Below are 21333 nucleotides of genomic sequence, written 5' to 3'. Positions count from 1 at the left end.
CATAGGTTCCTAGTGTTGATAGGCCTTGGGCAGCGCGCCGTCCTTCGGATCGAGATAGCGCTGGCGCAGGCGCGTCCACCGCGTCTCGAGCGGCTGCTCGACACCGTCGATGAACACGCTGACCACCGAGGTGCCGATCTCGAGCGGATCGCCGTCCCAGATCACCACGTCGCCGCGGCGGCCGGGCTTGAGCGAGCCGAACTCGCCGCCAAGGCCCAGCGCTTCCGCGGGCTTCGAGCTGATCGCCGCGAAGGCCGCGCCCCAATCGAGGCCGGTGGCACCGGGCACCCGGTTGAGCGCCACCAGATTGCCGGCGTATTGCTTCTCCCAGCGCGCCTGGCGCGCCTCGTCCTGGTTGATCGTGCCGACCGCGACGAGCACGCCGGCGGCGGTCATCCGGCCGACATTGGATTGGCTGGCGGCAAGCTGCTCGAAGCTTTCGGGCAGGTCGGCGAGCGCAGTGGCGATCACCGGCACGCCGACGGCGGCGATCTGCGGGGCGACGGTCCAGCCCTCGGTCGCGCCGACAAAGACCATCCTGAGCGCCGGCATCTCCTTCTTGAGCTGCAGCAGCACCAGGATGTCCGATGCGCGCTCGACATGGATGAGCAGCGGCATATGGCCCTGCACCACCGGCACCAGTGCCTCGGCATCGGCGCGGGTTAGGAAGGCATCCTTGCCGCGATCGGTGTAGCTCGCCGGCGCGCGGATATAGTCGCGGACCTCGAACAGCGCGTTCTTGAGCGTGGCATAGGCCGCCGCGCGGCTGCCGCCGGCGGCGCGCGCACCGTTCTCGCCCCATTCCATGAACTGGAAGGCGCGCGGCTTGCTGACCGCGTCCATGTCCGCGCCGAGATCGATGATCGCGCCCTGGCCGGCGAAGATCGAGCCGCGATTGTCGGGCGCAACGACGGCACGCGTGATGCCTTCGGCGCGGTTGATCGCGATCGGGCTCGACTTGGGATTGACCGCGGGAGCAACGTCGATCGCGGCGTGGAAGGCCGTGCCGCTCGCGCCGCTGTCATTGGTCTCGTCGACGCCATCGACTTCGACGATGCCCATGCGGGTGAAGCCGGCGAAGATGCCGGGCGAAACCCATTTGCCACCGGCATCGATCACGCGGACACCGGCGGGCACGGCGACGCCCGGACCGGCCGCGACGACCTTGCCGTCGCGGATCACGACGGTGCCGCCGTCGACCGGCTGGCCACCGTCGCCGACGACCAGCTTGGCGTTGGTGATCGCCACGGTCTGGGCGGCGGCAGGTACGGCGAAGGCGAGCGCGGCAGTGGCCGCGAGGAGGAGCTTCTTCGTCATCACTTCACATCCCCCTCGCCCGGCTGGCCGAGCTCGAAATCGGAAACCGGCCGGCGCTTGGGGTCCTTGGCATCATACATCAGCGCGCCATCGACCCAGACCATCTCGGGCCGGGTGTAGACACTGAACGGATTGCCGTTCCACAGCACCACGTCTGCCATCTTGCCGGGCTTGAGGCTGCCGGTCTTGTCGGCGATGCCCAGCGCCTTGGCCGGGTTGATCGCCAGCCAGGTCCAGGCATGTTCCTCGCTGATCGGGATGCCGGCCTTGATGCCGGAGGCACGCGCCTTGGCGACTTCCTGGTTGAGCCGCTGGATGCCGTTGGCGTCGTCCGAATGGATCATCGCGCAGGCGCCTTCCTTGTCGAGGATGGCGAGGTTCTCGGGCACCGCGTCATAGGCTTCCATCTTGAAGCCGTACCAATCGGCCCAGACCGCGGCGCAGGTGTTGTTCGCCTTCAACAGATCGGCGATCTTGTAGGCCTCGACCGCGTGGTGGAAGGCCGAGACGTGGTAGCCGAACTCCTTGGCCATATCGAGGACGATGGCCATCTCGTCGGCGCGGTAGCAATGGTTCTGGACGAGGATCTCGCCCTCGAGCACGCCGCGGAGCGTATCCATGGCGAGGTCGCGCGACGGCGGCTCGCCGCCCTTTTCCTCATAGCGGTCCCAGCGGCGCTTATATTCGACCGCGCGCGCCCAGGTGGCGCGATCGACCGCGATGTTGCCCATGCGGGTGGAGGGCATGCGGCCCTTCGAGCCATAGACGCGCTTGGGGTTCTCGCCGCACGCCATCTTGAGGCCATAGGGCGCGCCGGGGAACTTCATCCCCTGCATGGTGCGGGCATAGACGTTCTTCACCACCACCGAGCGGCCGCCCATCAGGTTGGCCGAGCCGGGCAGGATCTCGAGCGTGGTGACGCCGCCATTGGCCAGCGCGCGGCCGAAGCCGGGATCCTGCGGCCAGACGCTGTGCTCGGCCCAAACATCGGCGGTGACCGGGCCGGTCATCTCGTTGCCGTCCGAATTGGCCTGCACGCCGGGCGAGGGATAGTCGCCGAGATGGCTATGGATGTCGATCACGCCAGGGGTGACATACTTACCCTTGCCGTCGATCACGGTGGCGCCGCCAGCATCGAGGCTCTGCCCGACTGCGACGATCTTGCCGTCGCGAAACAGCACCTGGCCCTTGTCGATTCGCCCACCCTCGCCGTCGAACACGGTGACGTTGGTCAGCAGCGTCGGCACGCCGGGATAGGCATGGTAGGTGGAGGGGAAGGGATCGTGGCTATAGCCCTTGCCCTTGCCGGGGCCCGAGGAAGCGGGTGCCGGATCGGAAGAAGCGCTCTGCGCGCGGCCGCCGCCGGCATCGCAGGCGGCGAGCCCCGCCAGCGCTCCCAGGATGATCAATGTGCGGATCAAAAGATTGCCCTCCACTGCGTAACAATCCGTGATCGCGCAGGTACTGATCCTTTGGCAAGGGTGCCTAAGAAGGTTAACCCTCAAAAAAAGACTGAACCACTCTGGACTATCCCCATTTTCTCTTGAGCTTGATTGGTGTTATTGACAGTTCCCGGAAGGGGAAGGTGCATCGTTGCGTCTCGCAAGTGACCCTACCAGGCGGCCGCTCTTGCTCTCCCGGCAGGCGGCGCCGGTGAACAGACGAGTCGCCGTGGCGCTCGCCGGTTTTGGGCTGGCCTGCAGTCTGGCCGCGTTTGCCGGCTGGCTTTTCAACATTCCGTCGCTGCGCGGGTTCGGTTTTGCCGAATATCCCGCCTGGCCCTGGACCACGATCGGCTATGTCGGGCTGTCGCTGGGGTTTCTCGCCTCGTTCGCCGGGCGGCGCAAAACGGCGGTGGCGAGCCTCACCGCGCCGTTCACCATCGCGCTGGTCTCGCTGTTTGAGCGCTGGAGCGGTGCCGACCTCGGCGTCGACGCGCTGCTCTTTCCCAACCAGCTTGCCGAATATCAATTCCCGGCCCTTGGGCGCACCGGCGTGAACCCGGCGGCGGTGTTCTTGGTGCTCGGACTGGCGGGTCTCAGCCAGAGCGTGCACGACCTGCTCGCCAAGGAGATACGCAGCCTGGTCGCCACCGTGGCGCTGGGCCTGGCTGCAGCGGCCGCGATCATCATCCTGTTCTCGCGACCGGGCAGCAACCCGTCGGTGCCGCTGCTCACCACCTCGCTGCCCGGCGCGGTGATCTCGATCTCGCTGGCGCTGGCCGCGATCGCCTGGAACAGCGGGTTCAGCTGGATGCGCACGATGGCGCGCGATCCCGGCAACCGCCGCGTGCTGCAGATTCTGCTGCCCGCCGCGCTGCTGTTGCCGGTGCTCCCCGCCGTGCTCGAGCTGACCTTCACCCACAAGCTGGTCATCGCGACGATGCCGGGCCAGTTGCTGATCGTCCTGGCCAACATCCTCGTCGTCGGCACGATCGCCTATTGGGCGGTCACCCGCGTGGCCCGCGAGCAATCGGGCAAGGACGAGCTGAGCGCGGCGATCGACGTGACCACCATGGCGATCACCACGCCGGACGGCCGCATCGTCCACTGGTCCGAGGGCGCAGCGAGCCTGTTCGGCTGGAGCGAGGAGGAAGTGGTCGGGCAGTACAAGTATCTGCTGCTCCACTCGCGCTGCGAGAGCGCCGAGGCCGTCCTGCCCCGCCGCGCACCAGACGGGGCTCAGGAGCTGGTGGAAATCACCCGGGATGGGCGCGAGATCGCCATCCTCGAGCGCACCCACCGCGTCGAGATCGCCGGGCGCGATCCGGTGATGGTCCACAAGATGACCGATATCTCCGACCGCGCCGAGGCCGTGGCCGAGCTGCGCGAGAGCGAGGAGCGGCTCGCCATCGCCACAGCAACGCACGAAGTGGGCGTGTTCGAATGGGATGTGGAGTCCGGGCGGATCACCTGGGTGGCGGGCTCGGAGGAGCGGCTGGGGCTGGTACCGGGCACGATCACCGATTTCGACAGCTGGCGCGAGCAGATCGAGCCCGAAGACGCCGAGGCAGTGATGGAGGCGATCGAGCAGGCGGTGGCCGACCGCGCGCCGCTGTTCCGCTTCCGCTACCGCTTCACCAAGACCAACGGATCGGTGCGCGTGGTGGAGGGATCCTCGCGCGCTTTCTACGACGCCTGGGGCAACCTGACCCACACCGTGGGGGCGATGCTCGACGTGACCGACCGCGAAGAGCGCGAGGCCGCGCTGCGCCGGCGCGAGGCGCAGCTGCGCTCGATCATCGAGACCGTTCCCGAGGCGATGCTCGCGGTGGACGAGGAAGGCACGATCCGGGTGTTCAGCGCGGCGGCCGAGGAACTCTGGGGCTATCGCGCGCCAGAGGTGCTGGGCCACCACGTATCGATGCTGACGCCCTATCCGGCTGATGAAGAGGAAGCGGAATCGCGGCTGGCGAGCTTCCTCAAGACCGGCACGCCGCTGGCGCGCGGCGAGACGATCGCGGCGATGGGCCTCTCCAGCGCGTCGACGCGTTTTCCGATGGAAGTGCGCGCCAGCGTCGCCCGGGTCGACGGGCATCTGCTCTTCACGCTGTTCGCCCGCGACCTGACCGAGCAGTTCGAAAGCGAGGAAAAGCTTAGCGAGCTCAACGCCCAGCTCGCTCATGTCGGCCGCCAGTCGGCGATGAGCGAGCTCGCCGCCGACATGGCGCACGAGCTCAACCAGCCGCTCGCCGCCACCTCCAACTTCCTCGCCGCCGCCCGGATGATGCTCGGCAAGGGCGAAGAGATCGAGCGCGTGGGCGAATTGCTGCGGATGGCCAATGAACAGACGCTGCGCGCGGGCGAGATCATCCGCCGGCTGCGCAGTTTCACTATGCGCGGCGATGTAGATATGCGCGACACGCCGCTGGGGCCAACCATCCGCGACGCCGCCGACCTGGTTCTCATAGGAACCAGCCAGTTCAACATTCGCCTAACCTATGACCTGGACCCCGAAATACCCTGCGTTTTCGCAGACCGTGTGCAAGTGCAGCAAGTCGTAGTCAATCTTCTGCGCAATTCTATAGATGTTCTTCGTCAACAAGGCGGCAACGATCGCCGGATCACCGTAAGTTCGTGCAAGTCGAATGACGACATGGTTGCAATAGAAATCGCCGATAGCGGCCCGGGCATACCGGAACCAATGCTGGCCCAACTGTTTTCACGTTTCACCACGACGAAGCGAGAGGGCGGCGGAATGGGTATTGGACTTTCCATCAGCAAGCGTATCATCGAAGCACATGGTGGGGTCCTGAGCGCGGAAAACCGGCCTGAGGGTGGCGCGGTCTTCCGCTTCACGCTGCCCACCACGGAACAGGGTGGAGAGTAGATGACAAAAACGATCTATATCGTCGACGATGACGACGCCGTCCGCGCGTCGCTGCACAGCCTGCTATCCTTGCGCTCAGACCTGGTAATCCGGGCCTTCCGGTCGGGCGACATATTCCTCGAATCCTTGCCGGACTTAGATCCCGGCGTCTTGCTGCTCGATTTCCACATGCCCGGATCGACGGGGCTGGACGTGCTCAATTCGGTGGGCAGCGACCCGCGCTTCGTGGCGATCATCCTGACGGGCCAGGGCAATGTCGGCCTGGCGGTGCAGGCGATGAAGGCCGGCGCGCTCGATTTCATCGAGAAGCCCTATGAGGCCGAGTTCCTGATGACCGCGATCGACCTCGCCTTCTCCCGGCTGGAAGAAGGCAATGAGGCGGCCAGCCGCGTCAATGTCGCCGAGACCAAGATCGCCAAGCTTTCGCCGCGCGAACGCGACGTGCTCAAAGGGCTGATCGAGGGGCGCTCGAACAAGATCATCGCCTATGAGCTCGACATCAGCCCGCGCACGGTGGAGATCTACCGCGCGAACCTGATGGAGAAGCTGGAAGTGCGCAGCCTTTCCGAGGCGCTGCGTATCGCCTTTGCTGCGGGCATGTTCCCGAAGAACTGAGCCCGGCTCAGCGCTCGGGATAGCCCCAGCCGGCCAGCATCGCCTCGAGCACGCTGGCCGAATCGGCAGGCGCGATCCGCGGGATGGCGGCACCCTCAGCCGCCTGCCCGCCGACCACCGCGACCGCGCGCCAGCGCGGATCGCCGCGAAGCGCCGCCTCGCCGCCGTGACGCCCGGCGAGCGCGGCGTCGTCGACGATCAGCACCGGGCGCTTCGCCAACCAGCGCTCGACGCGCGGATCGTCGAGATTGTCGACCGTGACCACATCGCCGCCCGCCATGGAGAGGCGCGCGACGAGCGTGCTGCGAAGCCCCGCCTCGCGGACCACCAGCACCAGCAATGGAACCGTCGGGCTCAATTGGCCCTCCTGCAGTTGCGACCCGGACGTGCTGCCCGTGGATGCCGCAATTTACGCAGAATCCGGAATGTGTCCCATCCGTGTCTTCTACCTAAGTGCCGGCCTGCAGGCGGAAATCAGAAGGCGAACGACAGGTCCGCATGGCCGAACTTGGTGTCGGCGGTATGCGGCGCATTGGGCGCGTCGCGCAGGAAAGGGCCCTTGGCAAGATAGGCAGCGCCAAGCTCGAGGCGCAGCTTCTGCGGGACTAGCCAGCGGCGCGCGCGCAGCTCGAGCTGGGCCCCGCCGAACGGACCCGAGCGGCCGGTCTTGTCGATGACGCTGGTCGAGGCGAAGCTGTCGATCGCCGAGGCGAGCCAGGCACCGCGCACCGATGCCATCAGGTCGAGGCGCTTGGACGGCTTGGCTTCGAAGCGCACCCCCGGCGAGACGATGTTCGCGCGGCCGAACGGGCCATAGAGCGAGAGCGGGCCGAAATCGGCGCGGCGCGCGCCGTAGAGCGTGTCGAAGCGCGTGTAGCTGTTGGGATTGGCGGTCTCGCCGCTCGCATAGTCGAACATCGCGGAGATGCGCGGTGCCCATTTGCCGGCGATCGTATAGCCCGCCTCGCCATGCACGAAGCCGGCGCGGACCCTGAGGTCGCGAACGTCGCTTACAGAACTGGTCGCACGCGCCAGGCCACGCTGGACGGCGCCTTCGACTTCATAGTCGAACTTGGCCTTGGCCGGCGCCCGGCGCAGGCGCGCGCCGAAGGTGACCAGGCGGCGGTTGCGCGTCGGGTGGGTGGCGCGGTCGTGCTCGATCAGCCGATAGCCATAGGCCTCGAGCGAGGTCGTGCCGAAAAGGCGGGCGAGCGTGGCGTCGCCGCCGAAGAATTCGATATTCTCGGTCGCGCGGTCGAGCTGGGCCTTGTTGTCATAGATGTCGGCCGGGGTGTCGGGCAGCGCCGTGAAGGGCCGCGTCCAGAACAGCACGAGCGCATTCTTGTGCTTGTCCTGCGCCTCGAGCTTGGCGCCCATATAGGTGGGCACGCCGTTGGGGAAATCGGTGCGGCCGACGAGGCGGCTCGAGCCTATGTCCATCGAGAACTTGCCGACGGTGACCTGCACGCCCTTGGCCGGGCGATAGGCGAGATAGACTTGGGCCGGCTCGAGATCGTTGATCTCGTTTGTGCGCACCGAGCTCTTGTCGCTCTCGCCATAGCCGCGCGCATCGACGACTTCGCCGCCGATCGTGAGCGGTCCGATATCGATCTTCGCCGCAACCATCGTGCGGAACGACAGGAAGCTGTCGCTCTCCGGCGTGTTCGGGCGGAACTGGCCGTCGATCGTCTCGGCGCGGGCGCGGACGCTGCCGTTGATGCTAAGCTTGACCTGATCCTGCGCGAAGGCGGGCGTGGCGGCGAGGAGAGGCAGGATCGCAGAGCAGGCGAGACGAAGGGAGACGGAAGAGGCCACGGAACACTCCGGAAATGGTTACCGTGACAATTATAGGACGAGCCGAAGACCACCGCGGCCTCGGCAAGGATTGGCTGCTGTTCTTTCTCGTTAGCCTCCGGCGAACTACGTAGTTCCGGGGCCAAAGGGACCGCCAGTCCTATAATGGAGATAGTTTTCCCCACCTCGGGGCCTATCCATCGCGTCTTACCGGGCGCCGAAAGTCAGTGGAACACCGCTATGCTCAGGACCGTCAACAGCTGGCCGCTTGCGAAGAAGCTGCTCATCGCCTTCTCCCTTCTCGGCGCGCTGGTGCTCGGCATGGGCATCAATGGCTATGCTTCGAACAAAGTCCTGAGCGGCGTCGCCACCCGCCATGTCGAGAACGGCATCACCGGGCTTTCCGGCCTGACCGACATCCTGGCGGACATCCGCGAGCTGCGCATCATCGTCTACAGCTATTACAACGCCGCCAGCGAGAAGGACACGGCCAGCCTGGTCGAGCGCCGCGCCAAGGGCGAGGCCAAGCTGCTTGCCGACATCGATTCCTACAGCAAGGTCGCCGGCAGCGACTTCAGCGGCAGCGTGGACGACCTGCGCGGCAAGGCGACCGCACTGATCGACGCCAACAAGACGATCTTCGACCTGCACGACAAGGGCGAGCAGGCCGGCGCCTTCGCCGCGATCAAGGGCGTGGGCAAGGACAAGTCGCACGACGCGATCGAGGCGGCCGACGACCTGCTCGCCAAGACGCGCGACCGCTCGGCCAAGGACAATGCCTATGGCCAGAGCCAGACGACCTTCTCGTTCGCGATGACCATCCTGCTGTCGCTGGTGGCCTTTGCCGGCCTGATCGGCATCTGGCTGATCATCAACCGCACCGTCGCGCTGCCGATGGCCAAGCTGACCGAAGCCACCACCGTGCTCGCGCAGGGTGGCGAGGCCGAAGTGCCGAGCCGCGACCGTGCCGACGAACTCGGCCAGATCGCCAATGCCGTCGAGCAGTTCCGCCTGGGCACCAAGGCCCGCGCCGAGGCCGATGCCCGCTCGTCCGCCGAGCTGCAGGCTGTGATGGCGACGCTGCGCGACACGCTGCAGGCGCTAAGCCATGGCGACCTGACCGCCGAGATCACCGCCGCCTATCCGGCCGCCTATGCCGAGCTCAAGACCAACTTCAACGAGGCGGTGACCAGCCTGCGCTTGCTGATCAGCTCGGTGATGGAATCGACCCAGGCGATCCACACCGGCTCGACCGAGATCGCCCAGGCCTCCGAAGACCTGGCGCGCCGCACCGAAGCCAATGCCGCCAGCCTGGAGGAGACCTCCGCCGCTGTCGCCCAGATGGACGAGCGCCTGCGTGCCATGGCCGCCTCGGCAGGCCGCACCGTGGAGCGTGCCGACGGCGCGATCAGCACCGTCTCGGGCGGCCGCGCGATTGCCGATGAAGCCGTGCAGGCGATGACTCGCGTGGCGGACAGCGCCAAGGGCATCGACAGCGTGATCGAGGGCCTCGATAAGATCGCCTTCCAGACCCGCGTTCTTGCGATGAACGCCGCGGTCGAGGCTGGCCGCGCCGGCGAGGCCGGCCGCGGTTTCGCGGTCGTCGCCGACCTCGTCTCCGCCCTCGCCATGCGCGCCGAGGAAGAGGCCGGCCGCGCCCGTGACCAGCTGACCGCGACGCAGACCGACATCGTCGCCGCGGTGGAGATGGTCGAGAAGGTCGACGGCGCGCTCGCCAACATCTCGGGCGACGTGAGCGAGGTGCACACGCTGCTCGCAGAAATGGCAAACGACAACCAGGCCCAGTCGACCGCAATCACCCAGATCAGCTCGGCGATCGGGACGATGGACCAGTCGACCCAGCAGAATGCCGCGATGGTGGAGGAAACTTCCGCCGCCGCGCGCAACCTGAGCACCGAAGTGAGTGCTCTTTCGGACCAGGCAGGCCGCTTCACGGTCGGCACCGCCGCGGTTCGCCCGGCGATGCGCCCCGCGCCCATGCCGGTCCCCGCTCGACCGGCAAAACCGGCGAGCAAGAAGCCGGCGGCATCCTATGTCTCGCCGGTGAAACCCCTCCCCCTCAGCAAGCCGGTGACGAGCGGCGGCGGCGACGACGACTGGACGTCGTTCTGATGCCCTCGTTTCCAACGACGCAATGATTTGAAGCGGGTTCTCCGGTTGGAGGGCCCGCTTCCGCACAGGGAAATCAAGATGCTCGCCAAGTTCAAGATTCCGACCAAGATCCTGGCGCTCGTCGCCATTGTCGCGGCGGTCGGGCTTTCCATGTCGCTGTTCGGCTCGAAGGAGCTGCAGCGCATCGATTCCAACTATTCGGACCTCGTCCAGAACCACATGCCGGTGGCGACCGAGCTGGCCCGCGCCAATCGCCGCGCGTCGGACATGGCCTATGCCGGCTATCGTGCGCTCGCCTATGAGGGCAGCTCGAAGACCGCGCAGGAAGCGGACGAGATCGAGCTTGCCAACTACCAGGCGGGCGAGAAGCTGCTCGGCAATGCCGAGCGGCTCCAGCCCTCTCTGAAGCCACAGCTCGACGACTTCCGCAGCCGCCTCGCCAAGATCCATGACCTGGCCTCGCGCGCGATCGTGCTCGGCCAGCGCAATGACGACGACGGGGCAAAGGCGCTGCTGGCGCAGATGGATCCGCTGGTCAGCGAGCTGGCGGCAGTGCTGGTCAAGTTCAACGACCAGATCGTCGCCGATGGCCGCACCCAGTCGGTCGAGCTCGGCAAGAGCAGCGACAGCACCACCTACACGATGCTGACCGTCAGCGTGCTGTCGATCCTGGTGGCGATGGGGGTCGCCTTCTTCGTCTCGCGTTCGGGGATCACCAACCCCCTCGCCCGCCTGCAGGACACGATGCGTGCGCTCGCCGACGGCAACAACCGCGTCGAGGTGCCCGGCACCGATCGCGGCGACGAACTGGGCGCGATGGCGAAGACCGTGCTGGTGTTCCGCGACACCGCCCAGGCGCAAGAAGCCGCCGCCGCCGCCAAGGCAATCGCGGATGCCGAGCAGAAGATGGTGGTCGACACGCTCGGCCATAATCTCGGCGAAGTCGCCAAGGGCGACCTGACCGCGTCGATCGACCGCGACTTCCCGGCCGACTATGCGGCGCTCAAGGCGAACTTCAACGAGGCGCTGACCAGCCTGCGCACGCTGATCGGATCGGTGATGGAATCGACCTCGACGATCCACACCGGCTCGACCGAGATCGCCCAGGCATCGGAAGACCTGGCGCGCCGCACCGAAGCGAACGCGGCGAGCCTGGAGGAGACCTCCGCCGCCGTGACGCAGATGGACCAGCGCCTGCGCGCGATGGCCACCTCCGCCGGGCGCACCGTGGAGCGCGCGGACGGGGCGATCAGCACCGTCTCGGGCGGCCGCGCGATCGCCGACGAGGCGATGCAGGCGATGACCCGCGTCAACGAGTCCGCCAAGGGCATCGACAGCGTGATCGAGGGCCTCGACAAGATCGCCTTCCAGACGCGCGTGCTCGCGATGAACGCGGCAGTCGAAGCCGGTCGCGCCGGCGAGGCGGGCCGCGGCTTCGCGGTCGTCGCCGACCTCGTCTCGGCGCTCGCGATGCGCGCCGAGGAGGAAGCCGGCCGCGCCCGCGACCAGTTGACCGCCACCCAGACCGATATCGTCTCGGCAGTGGAGATGGTCGAGAAGGTCGACAGCGCGCTCGCCAACATCTCGAGCGATGTGAGCGAAGTGCACACGCTGCTCGCCGAGATGGCGACCGACAATGCGGCGCAGTCGACTGCGATCACTCAGATCAGCACCGCGATCGGCACGATGGACCAGTCGACCCAGCAGAATGCCGCGATGGTCGAGGAAACCTCGGCGGCGGCGCGCAACCTCAACACCGAGGTGAGCGCGCTTTCGGAGCAGGCAAGCCGCTTTACCGTTGGCGCCAGTGCCGCGATGCGGCCGGCGCTGCGCCCGGCCAAGGCGGCGGCGAAGAAGGCAGCGGCCTATGTCTCGCCGGTCAAGCCGATGCCCGCGCTGGCGACGGCCGGCAGCGAGGACTGGGCCTCGTTCTGAGCCTTCCCCCTCGGGGGTCGCGGGGGCACCTCGGCTTCGGCCGGGGTGCCCTTTTTCTTTGCGGCTCCGATTTCCGGGAAATAGGCTCGCGCCGTCATCGGCTGAAGGGGGTTGTCCATTGCGCGCGCTGCTGCTCGTTCTCGCGTTTCTCGCCAATACTGCATCCGCGCAGTCGCTGCCGCCGCAGATCGCCAGCCATGTGCGCGACGGGTATTTCGACCCCGGCGACTATGCGTGGCTGCGCGGCAGCCTGCCTGGCGCCAACGCGGCGGAGGTTGCCCACTGGCAGGCGATCAAGGCCTATCTCGACAGCTGCCGCGCCAATCCTCCGCGCGACGAAGCAGCACTGGCGGCACTGGGCTATCATGCCCCGGCCGATTATTGGTCCGCCTATGCGACCGACGTCTGCAGCGAGGTCATGATGGCCGGCTGGACCGCGCAGGACTTCAAGGACTGGCCGAGCTATTCGCGTGCCCTGGCGACCGCGCTTCCGGTCTATCACACCTATCTGTTCGCCGTCCGCCAGGCGGCATCCGCCGCGCCCAACAGCCTGGGGGAGTTGCGGGACCAGTTGCACGTCGCGGTCATTCCCGACCAGGTGCTACGAATGGCAACGGTGTGGGGCCAGGGCGATGCAGCGGATGCGCCGGCACTCGACCCGGACAGCCGCCGCGTGCTGATCGCGCTGCTCTGGCGCGCCATCCGCGACCAGGATCATCGCAATACCGCCTGGCTCAAGACCGTGGTCGCACAGCACGGCTGGCCGACCATCTCGGCGGTGGGCAAGCTTGCCGCCGGCAATGCCTGGCTGCTCGTGCAGCACGCCGACGACGACCCGATCTTCCAGCTCAGGATGCTCAAGCTGATGGAGCCGTTGCTCGCGCGCCGGGAAGTCGACGGCCGGAACTATGCCCTGCTGTACGACCGCGTGATGCTGCCGCTCACGGGAAAGCAGCGCTACGGATCGCAGTTCGTCTGCGGTGAGACGGGCTGGCGTCCCCGGCCGCTAGAAGACGAGGCAGGGGTGGAGGAGTGGCGGAAATCGGTCGGCCTGCAGCCGCTGGCCGAATATCGCAAATCGCTGATCGCCGCTTATGGCGAGCAGTGCGCGCATTGATCCCGCGCCCATGAAAAAGGGGCGCCGCGGCTCTTGCCGGGCGCCCCTTTTCAGGTCTGCTGATGACGTCAGGCTGCGATGCGCTGGGGCATGCGCAGGCCTTCCATGATCGTGCGGTTGACGTCGATCAGCTCGCGGATCCGCTCGCGGCCGGCGATCACGTCGCTGGTGAAGCGGTCGACCCACAGCGCCAGCGAGACGATCTGCGCGCGCAGCTCGCGCGGCAGGCTGTTGTTCGGATCGTTGCAGTCATTGTGGAAGGCGTTCCACATCTCGCGGTTCCGATGCAGCGACGGCATCAGCAGCGCGCCCTTCAGGCCGCGCTCCTCCGCTTCCATCATCTGACCGGTAATCTCGCCCAAAAGCCTGAGCTCTGCCGAACGCGGCGTTTCGGCCCGGGCACGGGCCGCCTGATAGGCACTAAGGGTCATGCTCGCTCCATTTGCTTGACCCTCTCATTCTAGGACGATTGCGACCGTTCGGGGTGCGCACATCCTATAAGATTAGTGCGCCACTCGAAATCGTGGTGCGCATCCGGGGAAATTCATTGGCCAATCAGATCCTTCCGCACGCGTTGCCGTCGGCACTAGACGCCTATCCGGGCGTGACCCTGCTGTCGCTCGACTGTTTCGACACGCTGCTGTGGCGCGACGTGCATGCCCCGCGCGACCTGTTCGGCGCGCTCGGCGAAGCCAATCTGCTCCAGCGCGGCTGGGCCGAGCAGACCGCGCGGAGCTCCGCCGCGGTCCGCCACCGCCGCAACGAAGTCCATATCGACGAAATCTATGCCGAGCTGATGCCGAACGCGCGCGCCGCCGAGCGCGCCGCGGCCGTGCAGGCCGAGCTCGATGCCGAGGCGGCGCACTGCTTCGCCTTCGAGCCCACCGTGGCGCTGATGCGTGCCGCCAAGGCCCGCGGCATCGAGACGATCATCGTCTCGGACACCTATCTCGACGAGAAGCAGCTGCGCGGCCTGATCGCCGCTGCCGCCGGCCCGGAAGTAGCCGGGCTGATCGGCCGCATCTTCTGCTCGTCCTTCTACGGCAAGGCCAAGAGCGAAGGCCTGTACGAGCCGGTGCTCAAGGCACTGAAGCTCGCGCCGGAGAAAATCCTGCACATCGGCGACAACAAGAAGGCGGACGTCGACGGCGTCGCCCCTTTCGGCGTCAACACGCTGCACCTGAAGCAGTTCACCGAGGCGAGCGAGCAGCGCATCCGCCTGGAGAGCGCGATCAGTTCGATCTTCCATCCGACCGCCGCTGGCGTGGCGATCACCCACCAGCCGCACCGCGCGACGATCGCCGCGTTCGAGCCGCACATCCGCGACGCTGCCGAGCGGCTGGGCTACACCACGCTCGGCCCGGTGCTGCACGGGTTCGACCGCTGGCTGGTCGACGAGGCCGCAGCGCTGCAGGCGCAGAATGGCGGCACGGTGCACGCCGTGTTCCTGATGCGCGACGGGTATCTGCCGATGCGCGTCTATGAGGCGCGCGGCGGCGAGGGCCATGCCGTCGAGATCAGCCGCTTCACCGCCACCGCCGCTTCGCTCGGCACCAAGGAAGCGGTCGACCAGTATCTCCAACGCGAGATCCTGGGCGACCTGAACGCCGTCGCCAAGCAGATGCTGCTGCCTGCCCCGGAGGCGGCCAAGCTGGTCAAGGACAATCCCCGCCCGGCCGCCTTCCTGAAGGCCGTGCAGGAGCCGCAGCGCATGCGCCGGATCAACCAGGCGTCGCGTGCCTTCGCCGAGCGGCTGGTCGCGCATGTCCGCAAGGTAGTGAACCCCGCCAAGGGCGACACGCTGATGCTGGTCGATCTGGGCTATAACGGCTCGGTCCAGAACGATGTCGAGACGCTGCTCGCCGGCGCGCTCGGCGTAAAGGTCGCCGGCCGCTATCTGCTGCTGCGCGAGCAGTCGCGCTCGGGCTTCGACAAGAAGGGCTTTATCGGTCACGATGACTATGACTGCGCCGCACTCGAAGCGATGTGCGCCAACGTCGCCGTGCTCGAGCAGCTCTGCACCGCAGCCCAAGGCTCGGTGGTCAGCTATGAGGCCGATGGCAGTGCCGTCCGCCGCGGCAACTCGATCAAGTCGCGCCAGTCGGACGTGCGCGACCGGGTCCAGGCCGGCTGCCTGCGATTCGTGCGCGACGAGGGCAGCGTGACGATCCGCGCCGCCGAGCCGCCGCACCAGGCGATCCTGTGGCGCCGCGGCGCGGCGGGCGTGCTCGGCCGGCTGATGTACGTGCCGCTGCAGGAAGAGCTGGCGGTGCTCGGCGAGTTCGAGCACGACATCAACCTGGGCGTCGACAACACCGTCTCGCTGTTCGACGCGGCCACCGCGAAGAAGGGCCTGCGCCAGCGCGGGCTGTTCTACATGAAGGCATCCGAGCGGATGTACCTGCCGGCCGAGCTGCATGGCGAGGGCCTGTCGCTCAAGCTCAGCCTGCTCGCGCACCGCCGCTTCGCGCTGCCGCTGAAGTACCAGGATTTCGTCGACAATTCGATTTCGCTGCCGCTGATCGTGGCCGATGGCAGCCAGGTCTCGACCGGCACCGTCACCGCCACGCCGACGCATGACGGTTATTTCCTCGCCCCGATCCCGATCGGCGACAGCCGCTTCTCGGTGGGCGTCCAGTTCGGCCAGCTCTATGACTGGGTGCAGGTGGAAAGCGCTACCTTCATGCCGGTCGACGCCTTCCTCAGCGACAAGGTTGCGCACGGCACCGGCGAGATCGAGGCGGCGCCGTCGCTCGAGGGCATGGCCCAGGTCGCACCGCATCTCTTCCAGTGCGAGAACGAGTTCGCCTTCATGATGGTCCCGCCGCCGCCGCGGCAGGGCGACAAGCCGATGATGCTGGCGGTCGTGTTCCGCCCGATCGCCGCGCGCCAGGCAGCTGCGCCGCAGCCCGCCCCCACCAATGCCCTTCTTGCAGGAGCCCACGCGTGAGCCTTCTGATCCATTCGATGTCGGAATTCTCCGACCTGATCCTCCACAGCCTGCAGATCGCCGGCGCGCGGAACATCGCCGAGGTGGGTGCCGAGTTCGGCGGCATGTCGCAGCAGCTCGCCGCCTATGCGCGCGTTGCAGGCGGCAGCCTGACCAGCATCGACCCCTGCCCCAAGCCCGAGTTCATCGCCTGGGCCGGCCAGACGCCCGAGGTGCGCCACATCGCCGAGCCGAGCCTCGACGCGATGCCGGGCCTGCGCGACGTCGACGCCTGGGTGATCGACGGCGACCATAATTACTACACCGTGTTCAACGAGCTGCGCATCGCCGAGGAGCTGTCGCAGCGCGACGGCAAGCACTTCCTCGCGATCCTGCACGACGTCTCCTGGCCGTGCGCGCGCCGCGATTTCTACTATGCGCCCGAGCGCATCCCGGCCGAGCACCGTCACCCGCACAGCTATGACGCGGGCGTGGTCCCGGGCGATGCTGGCTGGCGCGAGAATCGCGGCTTCCGCGGCGGCGGCCACTTCGCCTGGGCGCTCCAGGAAGGCGGCCCGCGCAACGGCGTGCTGACTGCGGTGGAGGACTTCCGCGCACAGGCCGGCACCGAGGCGCGTCCGCTCGCCTGGGCGCATGTTCCGGCGGTGTTCGGGCTCGGTGTGCTGTTCGACAGTTCCGCGCCCTGGGCCCCTGCCCTGGCCGAGATGATCGTGCCCTGGCACAACAACAAGCTGCTCGCCGCGCTCGAGGCCAATCGCCTGCAGAACTATCTGCAAGTGATCGAATTCCAGGACCGCATGGCCGCTTAGGCAATTTGGCGGCGCGCGGACCGCGCCCGCCAAATCCTTCCTATAATTCTGGAAACAACTGGGACATCAGGCGAACCGCCATGCTGAACGGCGTAGGTTTCATCATCATTCTCGTGTGCGTGTTCGGCAGCTTCATGATGTCGGGCGGCAAGTTCGGCATCATTGCCGAAGCGCTGCCGCACGAGCTCATGGCGATCGGCGGTGCCGCGATCGGCGCGTTCATCGTGTCGAACTCGATGGCGACCGTGAAGGCGGCCGGCAAGGGCATCATGCGCTCGTTCAAGGGCGGCAAGTGGAAGGCGCAGGACTATAAGGACCTGCTCACCTTGATGTTCACCGTGCTCTCCACCTTCAAGAAGGGGGGCGCGACCGCGCTCGAGCCGCATCTCGACAAGCCCGAGGAGAGCAATCTTTTCACGCCCTATCCGCGCCTGCTCAAGGACCATCACCTGATCGAGTTCATCTGCGACTATCTGCGGATGATGACGGTCAACTTCGAGGACCCGCATCAGATCGAGGCCGCGATGGACGCGGACATCGAGAAGCACCACCACGAAGAGGCCGGCCCGCAGCACGCGCTGCAGATCATGGCCGACGGCCTGCCCGCGATCGGCATCGTCGCCGCGGTTCTGGGCGTCATCAAGACCATGGGCTCGATCGACCAACCGACCGAGATCCTCGGCGCGATGATCGGCGGCGCGCTCGTCGGCACCTTCATGGGCGTGCTGCTCAGCTACTGCGTGGTGGGTCCGCTCGCCTCCAAGCTGCTCGAGACGATCGACGGCGACTGCAAGCCCTTCTTCATCGTGAAGACGGCGATCGTCGCCTACGCCCAGAACCAGCCGGTCCAGGTGGCGATCGAGATCGCCCGCCGCATGACGCCGTCGGCCTATGCGCCGACCTTCCAGCAACTCGAAACCGCACTTGACGAGGCCAAGAATGGACCAGTCCCAGCAGCTGCCTGATCTCGAGGAGCGCAACCTGCGCCTCCCCGCCCACGGCACCACCGTTACGGCCGAAGATCTGCGCGTGCGCCTCGTGCTCGCCGCGGACCTCGACGATGCGATCGAGATCGATGCATCGGAAGTCGAGAGCGTCGGCCAGGCCGTGCTCCAGCTCCTCGTTGCCGCGCGCAACGAGGCGGCGAGCAACGGCCAGGAATTCCGCATTGCCAACCCCAGCCCTGCCTTTGTCGATCGCGTGAACCGCAGCCAGCTGGCCGCGGCGATTGGCCTCGATACCGGAGACGTCCAGTGAGCAAGTTGATCCTTACCGTCGATGACTCGGCAAGCATGCGCATGCTGCTCAAGACGTCGCTGACCGCGCAGGGCTTCCGCATCGAGAGCGCGAACGACGGTCAGCACGGCCTCGAGCGCATGCACGAGGTGAAGCCGGACCTGCTGATCACCGACATCAACATGCCCAAGATGGACGGCTTCGAGCTGATCGAGGCGGTGCGCCAGGTGAACGAGTTCCGCGGCACGCCGATCCTGGTGCTGTCGACCGAATTCTCGGACGAGAAGAAGGCCCGCGCCCGCTCTGCCGGCGCGACCGGCTGGATCACCAAGCCCTTCGAAGCCACGAAGCTGGGGGCGGCGATCCGCCGCGTGTGCCCGTGAGCGACGAGTTCGACGATATCCAGGCAATCTTCTTCGAAGAATGCACCGAAGGTCTGACGACCGCCGAGCAGGGCCTTTCGGCCATGCAGGGCGGCGACGTCTCGGCCGAAGTGATCGCCGGCGTGTTTCGCGCGGTCCACTCGATCAAGGGCGGCGCCGGCGCGTTCGGCCATGCCGACCTGACTGCCTTCGCGCACAAGTTCGAGAACGTCCTCGACGAAGTGCGCGGCGGCAAGATCCCGCCGAGCCCCGGCGTGGTCAAGGTCATGCTGAGCGCCTTCGACGTGCTGAGCGACCATGTCGAATGCGCCAAGGGCCTCGCGCCTCGCCCGGCCGACCAGGCCGCGCTCGATGCGCTCGAGCAGGTGCTTGCCAACAAGGGCGCCGATGACGGCGCGCCCGCAGCCAACTCTGCCGCCACCGTTGCTCCGGTGGCGGCGGAGCCCCCGGCCGCGGCTGGCGAGGCGGACGAATTCGGCTTCGTGCCGATGGCCGTGTCGCTCGACGATTTCGACGCACCGGCAGCCCCGGCCGCAGTGGACGGCGCCTGGATCGTGACGTTCAAGCCGTCGCGCGCCGCGCTCGCCAATGCCGGCGAGCCGCTGCTGATCATCCGCGAGCTCGAGACGCTCGGTGCCGAGATCATCGGCGTCGACACCGGCACGGTGCCGTCGCTGCGCGACCTCGATCCCGAGGACGCCTATTTCACCTGGACGCTGCGCCTGCCGGCCGAACTGCCGGAAAGCGACATCACCGATTGCTTCGACTTCGTCGCGCCGGATTCGGTCGTCGAAGTCCGCCGGGACGCGGTTGCCGCCGCGCCGGTGGCCGAGGTGGCGCCTGCCCCCGCGGCAGCGCCGGCCGAGGACGATTTCGGCTTCGTGCCGGTGACCGCCGGCGTCGAGGATCTCGCGGCCGAGATGCAGCGTGTCGTCGAGCAGATCGCCGCGGCCTCGCCGCCGATCGGCAGCGTCGAGACGCCCGCCATCGCCCCCAAGGCGGGCGCCGGCGATGCGCAGCAGACGATCCGCGTCGACCTGGGCAAGCTCGACCTGCTGCTCAACCTGGTCGGCGAGCTGGTGATCCGCAACTCGATCCTGGCCGACCGGCTGTCGCCGGCCGATCGCCAGCGCGTGGAGCTGCCGGAGCTGGCGCGGCTGACGCGCCAGATCCAGGACAACGTCATGTCGCTGCGCGCGCAGCCGATCAAGCAGGCCTTCAGCCGCGTGCCGCGCATGCTGCGCGACCTCTCGGTCGAGACCGGCAAGCAGATCAACCTCGAGACGATCGGCGAGACCACCGAAGTCGACAAGGGCGTGATCGAGAAGATCGGCGATCCGCTGACCCACATGATCCGCAACGCCGCGGACCACGGCCTGGAAAGCGCCGAGGAGCGCATTGCCGCAGGCAAGTCGCCCGAGGGCACGATCAAGCTCTCGGCCGAGCAGCGCGGCGCCCGCATCTTCGTGCGCGTGCAGGACAATGGCCGCGGCATCAACCGCGAGCGCGTCAAGGCAAAGGCGATCGAAAAGGGCATCATCTCGGCGGACGCGCAGCTGTCCAACGAGGAGATCGACCAGCTGATCTGCGCCCCGGGCTTCTCGACCGCGGAGACGATCTCGAACATCTCGGGCCGCGGCGTGGGCATGGACGTGGTCCGCTCGAACGTCGAGGCGCTGGGCGGCCGCGTGGAAATCCACTCGGTGCCGGGCGAAGGCACGACCTTCACGATGATCCTGCCGCTTACCCTGGCGATCCTGGACGGCATGATCGTCCGCCTCGCCGGCCAGCGTTTCGTGCTGCCGCTCGCGCATGTGCTCGAGACGGTCCAGCCCGAGATCGGCCAGGTCAAGCGTACCTCGCCCGACAGCGAAGTGATCGACATGCGCGGCGAATATGTGCCGGTGAAGCGTGCGACCGAGATCTTCGGCCTCAACGACGACCGCCAGGTCGAGGACAGCCTCGTGGTGATCGTCGAGAGCGAAGGCTCGGGCAAGGTCGGCCTGGTGGTCGATACGATCGACGATCGCCGCGAAGTGGTGATCAAGAGCCTCGACCAGAACCTGCATCCGATCCGCGGCCTGGGCGGCGCCACCATCCTGGGTGACGGCTCGATCGCACTGATCCTCGACATCGAAGCGCTCGTCGCCTCGACCAACCGCTACACCCCGAAAGGACTGGCAGCATGACGACCACCAACGACAACGCCGGTGCCGACCGCAAGATCGTCACCTTCTCGCTCGCCCAGCAGACCTTCGGGATCGACATGCGCGCGCTGATCGAGATCCGTGAATGGGACGAGCCGACGCCGCTTCCCAACGTTCCGGGCTTCATCAAGGGCGTGACCAACCTGCGCGGCAACGTGATCCCGGTGGTCGGCCTCGCCGAGCGCCTGGGCTGGGAGCCGAGCGCGATCCATGCCCGCTCGTGCGTGCTCGTCGTCAACATCGCGGGCAAGCAGGCCGGCTTCCTGGTCGACGAAGTCAACGACATCGTCGCGATCGGCGAGACCGAGATCCAGCCGGCCCCCGAGGTCGAGACGATCGAGTCCAGCGTGATCGACGGCCTGGTGCGCATCGCGACGCGCCAGAAGGACGGCACGCGGGACGAGAAAGGCATCATGGTGCTCCTGCTCGACCTCGATGCGCTGAGCCTCACCAAGCATCTGGACATCGCAGCGTGACCGCGGCCGGGGGCGCCCTGGCGCCTGCCGGC

General features: G+C 67.1%; 17 protein-coding genes. 12 read left to right on the top strand and 5 right to left on the bottom strand.

Annotation, left to right across the window (positions count from 1 at the left end; all coding sequences use genetic code 11):
* Positions 1–9 precede the first annotated feature (9 nt).
* Positions 10–1317, bottom strand: a complete 1308-nt coding sequence (locus ABLE38_RS13650; protein ID WP_348974777.1) for an amidohydrolase family protein — start codon at positions 1315–1317, stop codon at positions 10–12.
* Positions 1317–2738, bottom strand: coding sequence for an amidohydrolase (locus ABLE38_RS13645; protein ID WP_348974776.1), 1422 nt, complete (start codon positions 2736–2738; stop codon positions 1317–1319). Before ABLE38_RS13645 ends, ABLE38_RS13650 begins: the two co-directional genes overlap by 1 nt.
* Positions 2739–2970: 232 nt before the next feature.
* On the opposite strand from ABLE38_RS13645, the gene ABLE38_RS13640 reads away from it, so the two are divergent.
* A complete protein-coding gene (locus tag ABLE38_RS13640) occupies positions 2971–5646 on the top strand; it encodes a PAS domain S-box protein (protein WP_348974775.1) in 2676 nt (891 codons plus the stop codon).
* Positions 5647–6261, top strand: a complete 615-nt coding sequence (locus tag ABLE38_RS13635) for a response regulator (RefSeq protein WP_348974774.1) — start codon at positions 5647–5649, stop codon at positions 6259–6261. It abuts the gene before it with no gap.
* A 7-nt stretch (positions 6262–6268) separates the two neighbouring features.
* Here ABLE38_RS13635 and ABLE38_RS13630 read toward each other — a convergent pair whose 3' ends face one another.
* On the bottom strand, positions 6269–6619 hold the full coding sequence (locus ABLE38_RS13630; RefSeq protein WP_348974773.1) for a hypothetical protein: 351 nt from the start codon (positions 6617–6619) through the stop codon (positions 6269–6271).
* Between the two features lie 116 nt (positions 6620–6735).
* Positions 6736–8076, bottom strand: coding sequence for an alginate export family protein (locus ABLE38_RS13625; protein WP_348974772.1), 1341 nt, complete (start codon positions 8074–8076; stop codon positions 6736–6738).
* Positions 8077–8295: 219 nt separating this feature from the next.
* Between ABLE38_RS13625 and ABLE38_RS13620 the strand changes: the two genes are divergently transcribed.
* The 3 genes from ABLE38_RS13620 to ABLE38_RS13610 all read left to right on the top strand — a co-directional run bounded on the left by ABLE38_RS13620 (position 8296) and on the right by ABLE38_RS13610 (position 13240).
* The gene (locus ABLE38_RS13620; protein WP_348974771.1) at positions 8296–10188 is read left to right on the top strand and encodes a methyl-accepting chemotaxis protein; all 1893 of its coding nucleotides are present in this window, start codon (positions 8296–8298) and stop codon (positions 10186–10188) included.
* Positions 10189–10266: 78 nt separating this feature from the next.
* Complete coding sequence (locus tag ABLE38_RS13615; RefSeq protein ID WP_348974770.1) at positions 10267–12123, top strand: methyl-accepting chemotaxis protein; 1857 nt, start codon at positions 10267–10269, stop codon at positions 12121–12123.
* Between the two features lie 118 nt (positions 12124–12241).
* Positions 12242–13240 carry a DUF6624 domain-containing protein gene (locus tag ABLE38_RS13610; protein WP_348974769.1) on the top strand — a complete coding sequence of 333 codons (999 nt, stop codon included), beginning with the start codon at positions 12242–12244 and terminating at the stop codon, positions 13238–13240.
* A 68-nt stretch (positions 13241–13308) separates the two neighbouring features.
* Here the strand turns inward: ABLE38_RS13610 and flaF are convergent, their stop codons facing one another.
* On the bottom strand, positions 13309–13671 hold the full coding sequence (flaF, locus tag ABLE38_RS13605) for a flagellar biosynthesis regulator FlaF (RefSeq protein ID WP_348974768.1): 363 nt from the start codon (positions 13669–13671) through the stop codon (positions 13309–13311).
* A 116-nt stretch (positions 13672–13787) separates the two neighbouring features.
* Here flaF and ABLE38_RS13600 point away from each other — a divergent pair, with 116 nt between their 5' ends.
* From ABLE38_RS13600 to ABLE38_RS13570, 7 genes are all read left to right on the top strand, one after another.
* Positions 13788–16190 carry an HAD family hydrolase gene (locus ABLE38_RS13600; protein ID WP_348974767.1) on the top strand — a complete coding sequence of 801 codons (2403 nt, stop codon included), beginning with the start codon at positions 13788–13790 and terminating at the stop codon, positions 16188–16190.
* Positions 16187–16999, top strand: a complete 813-nt coding sequence (locus ABLE38_RS13595) for a class I SAM-dependent methyltransferase (RefSeq protein WP_348974766.1) — start codon at positions 16187–16189, stop codon at positions 16997–16999. The genes ABLE38_RS13600 and ABLE38_RS13595 overlap by 4 nt, the downstream gene beginning before the upstream one ends.
* Before the next feature lie 80 nt (positions 17000–17079).
* The gene (gene motA, locus ABLE38_RS13590) at positions 17080–17964 is read left to right on the top strand and encodes a flagellar motor stator protein MotA (RefSeq protein ID WP_348974765.1); all 885 of its coding nucleotides are present in this window, start codon (positions 17080–17082) and stop codon (positions 17962–17964) included.
* A complete protein-coding gene (locus tag ABLE38_RS13585; RefSeq protein ID WP_348974764.1) occupies positions 17939–18256 on the top strand; it encodes an STAS domain-containing protein in 318 nt (105 codons plus the stop codon). The genes motA and ABLE38_RS13585 overlap by 26 nt, the downstream gene beginning before the upstream one ends.
* Positions 18253–18618 (top strand): response regulator, encoded by a 366-nt coding sequence (locus ABLE38_RS13580; protein ID WP_348974763.1) that lies wholly within the window; start codon positions 18253–18255, stop codon positions 18616–18618. Before ABLE38_RS13585 ends, ABLE38_RS13580 begins: the two co-directional genes overlap by 4 nt.
* Complete coding sequence (locus tag ABLE38_RS13575) at positions 18615–20807, top strand: chemotaxis protein CheA (RefSeq protein ID WP_348974762.1); 2193 nt, start codon at positions 18615–18617, stop codon at positions 20805–20807. Before ABLE38_RS13580 ends, ABLE38_RS13575 begins: the two co-directional genes overlap by 4 nt.
* On the top strand, positions 20804–21301 hold the full coding sequence (locus tag ABLE38_RS13570) for a chemotaxis protein CheW (protein ID WP_348974761.1): 498 nt from the start codon (positions 20804–20806) through the stop codon (positions 21299–21301). Before ABLE38_RS13575 ends, ABLE38_RS13570 begins: the two co-directional genes overlap by 4 nt.
* Positions 21302–21333: the final 32 nt, after the last annotated feature.

The organism is Sphingomonas sp. KR3-1, from assembly GCF_040049295.1.
Lineage (GTDB): Bacteria > Pseudomonadota > Alphaproteobacteria > Sphingomonadales > Sphingomonadaceae > Sphingomonas.
This window is presented reverse-complemented; position numbering and strand designations above follow the sequence as displayed.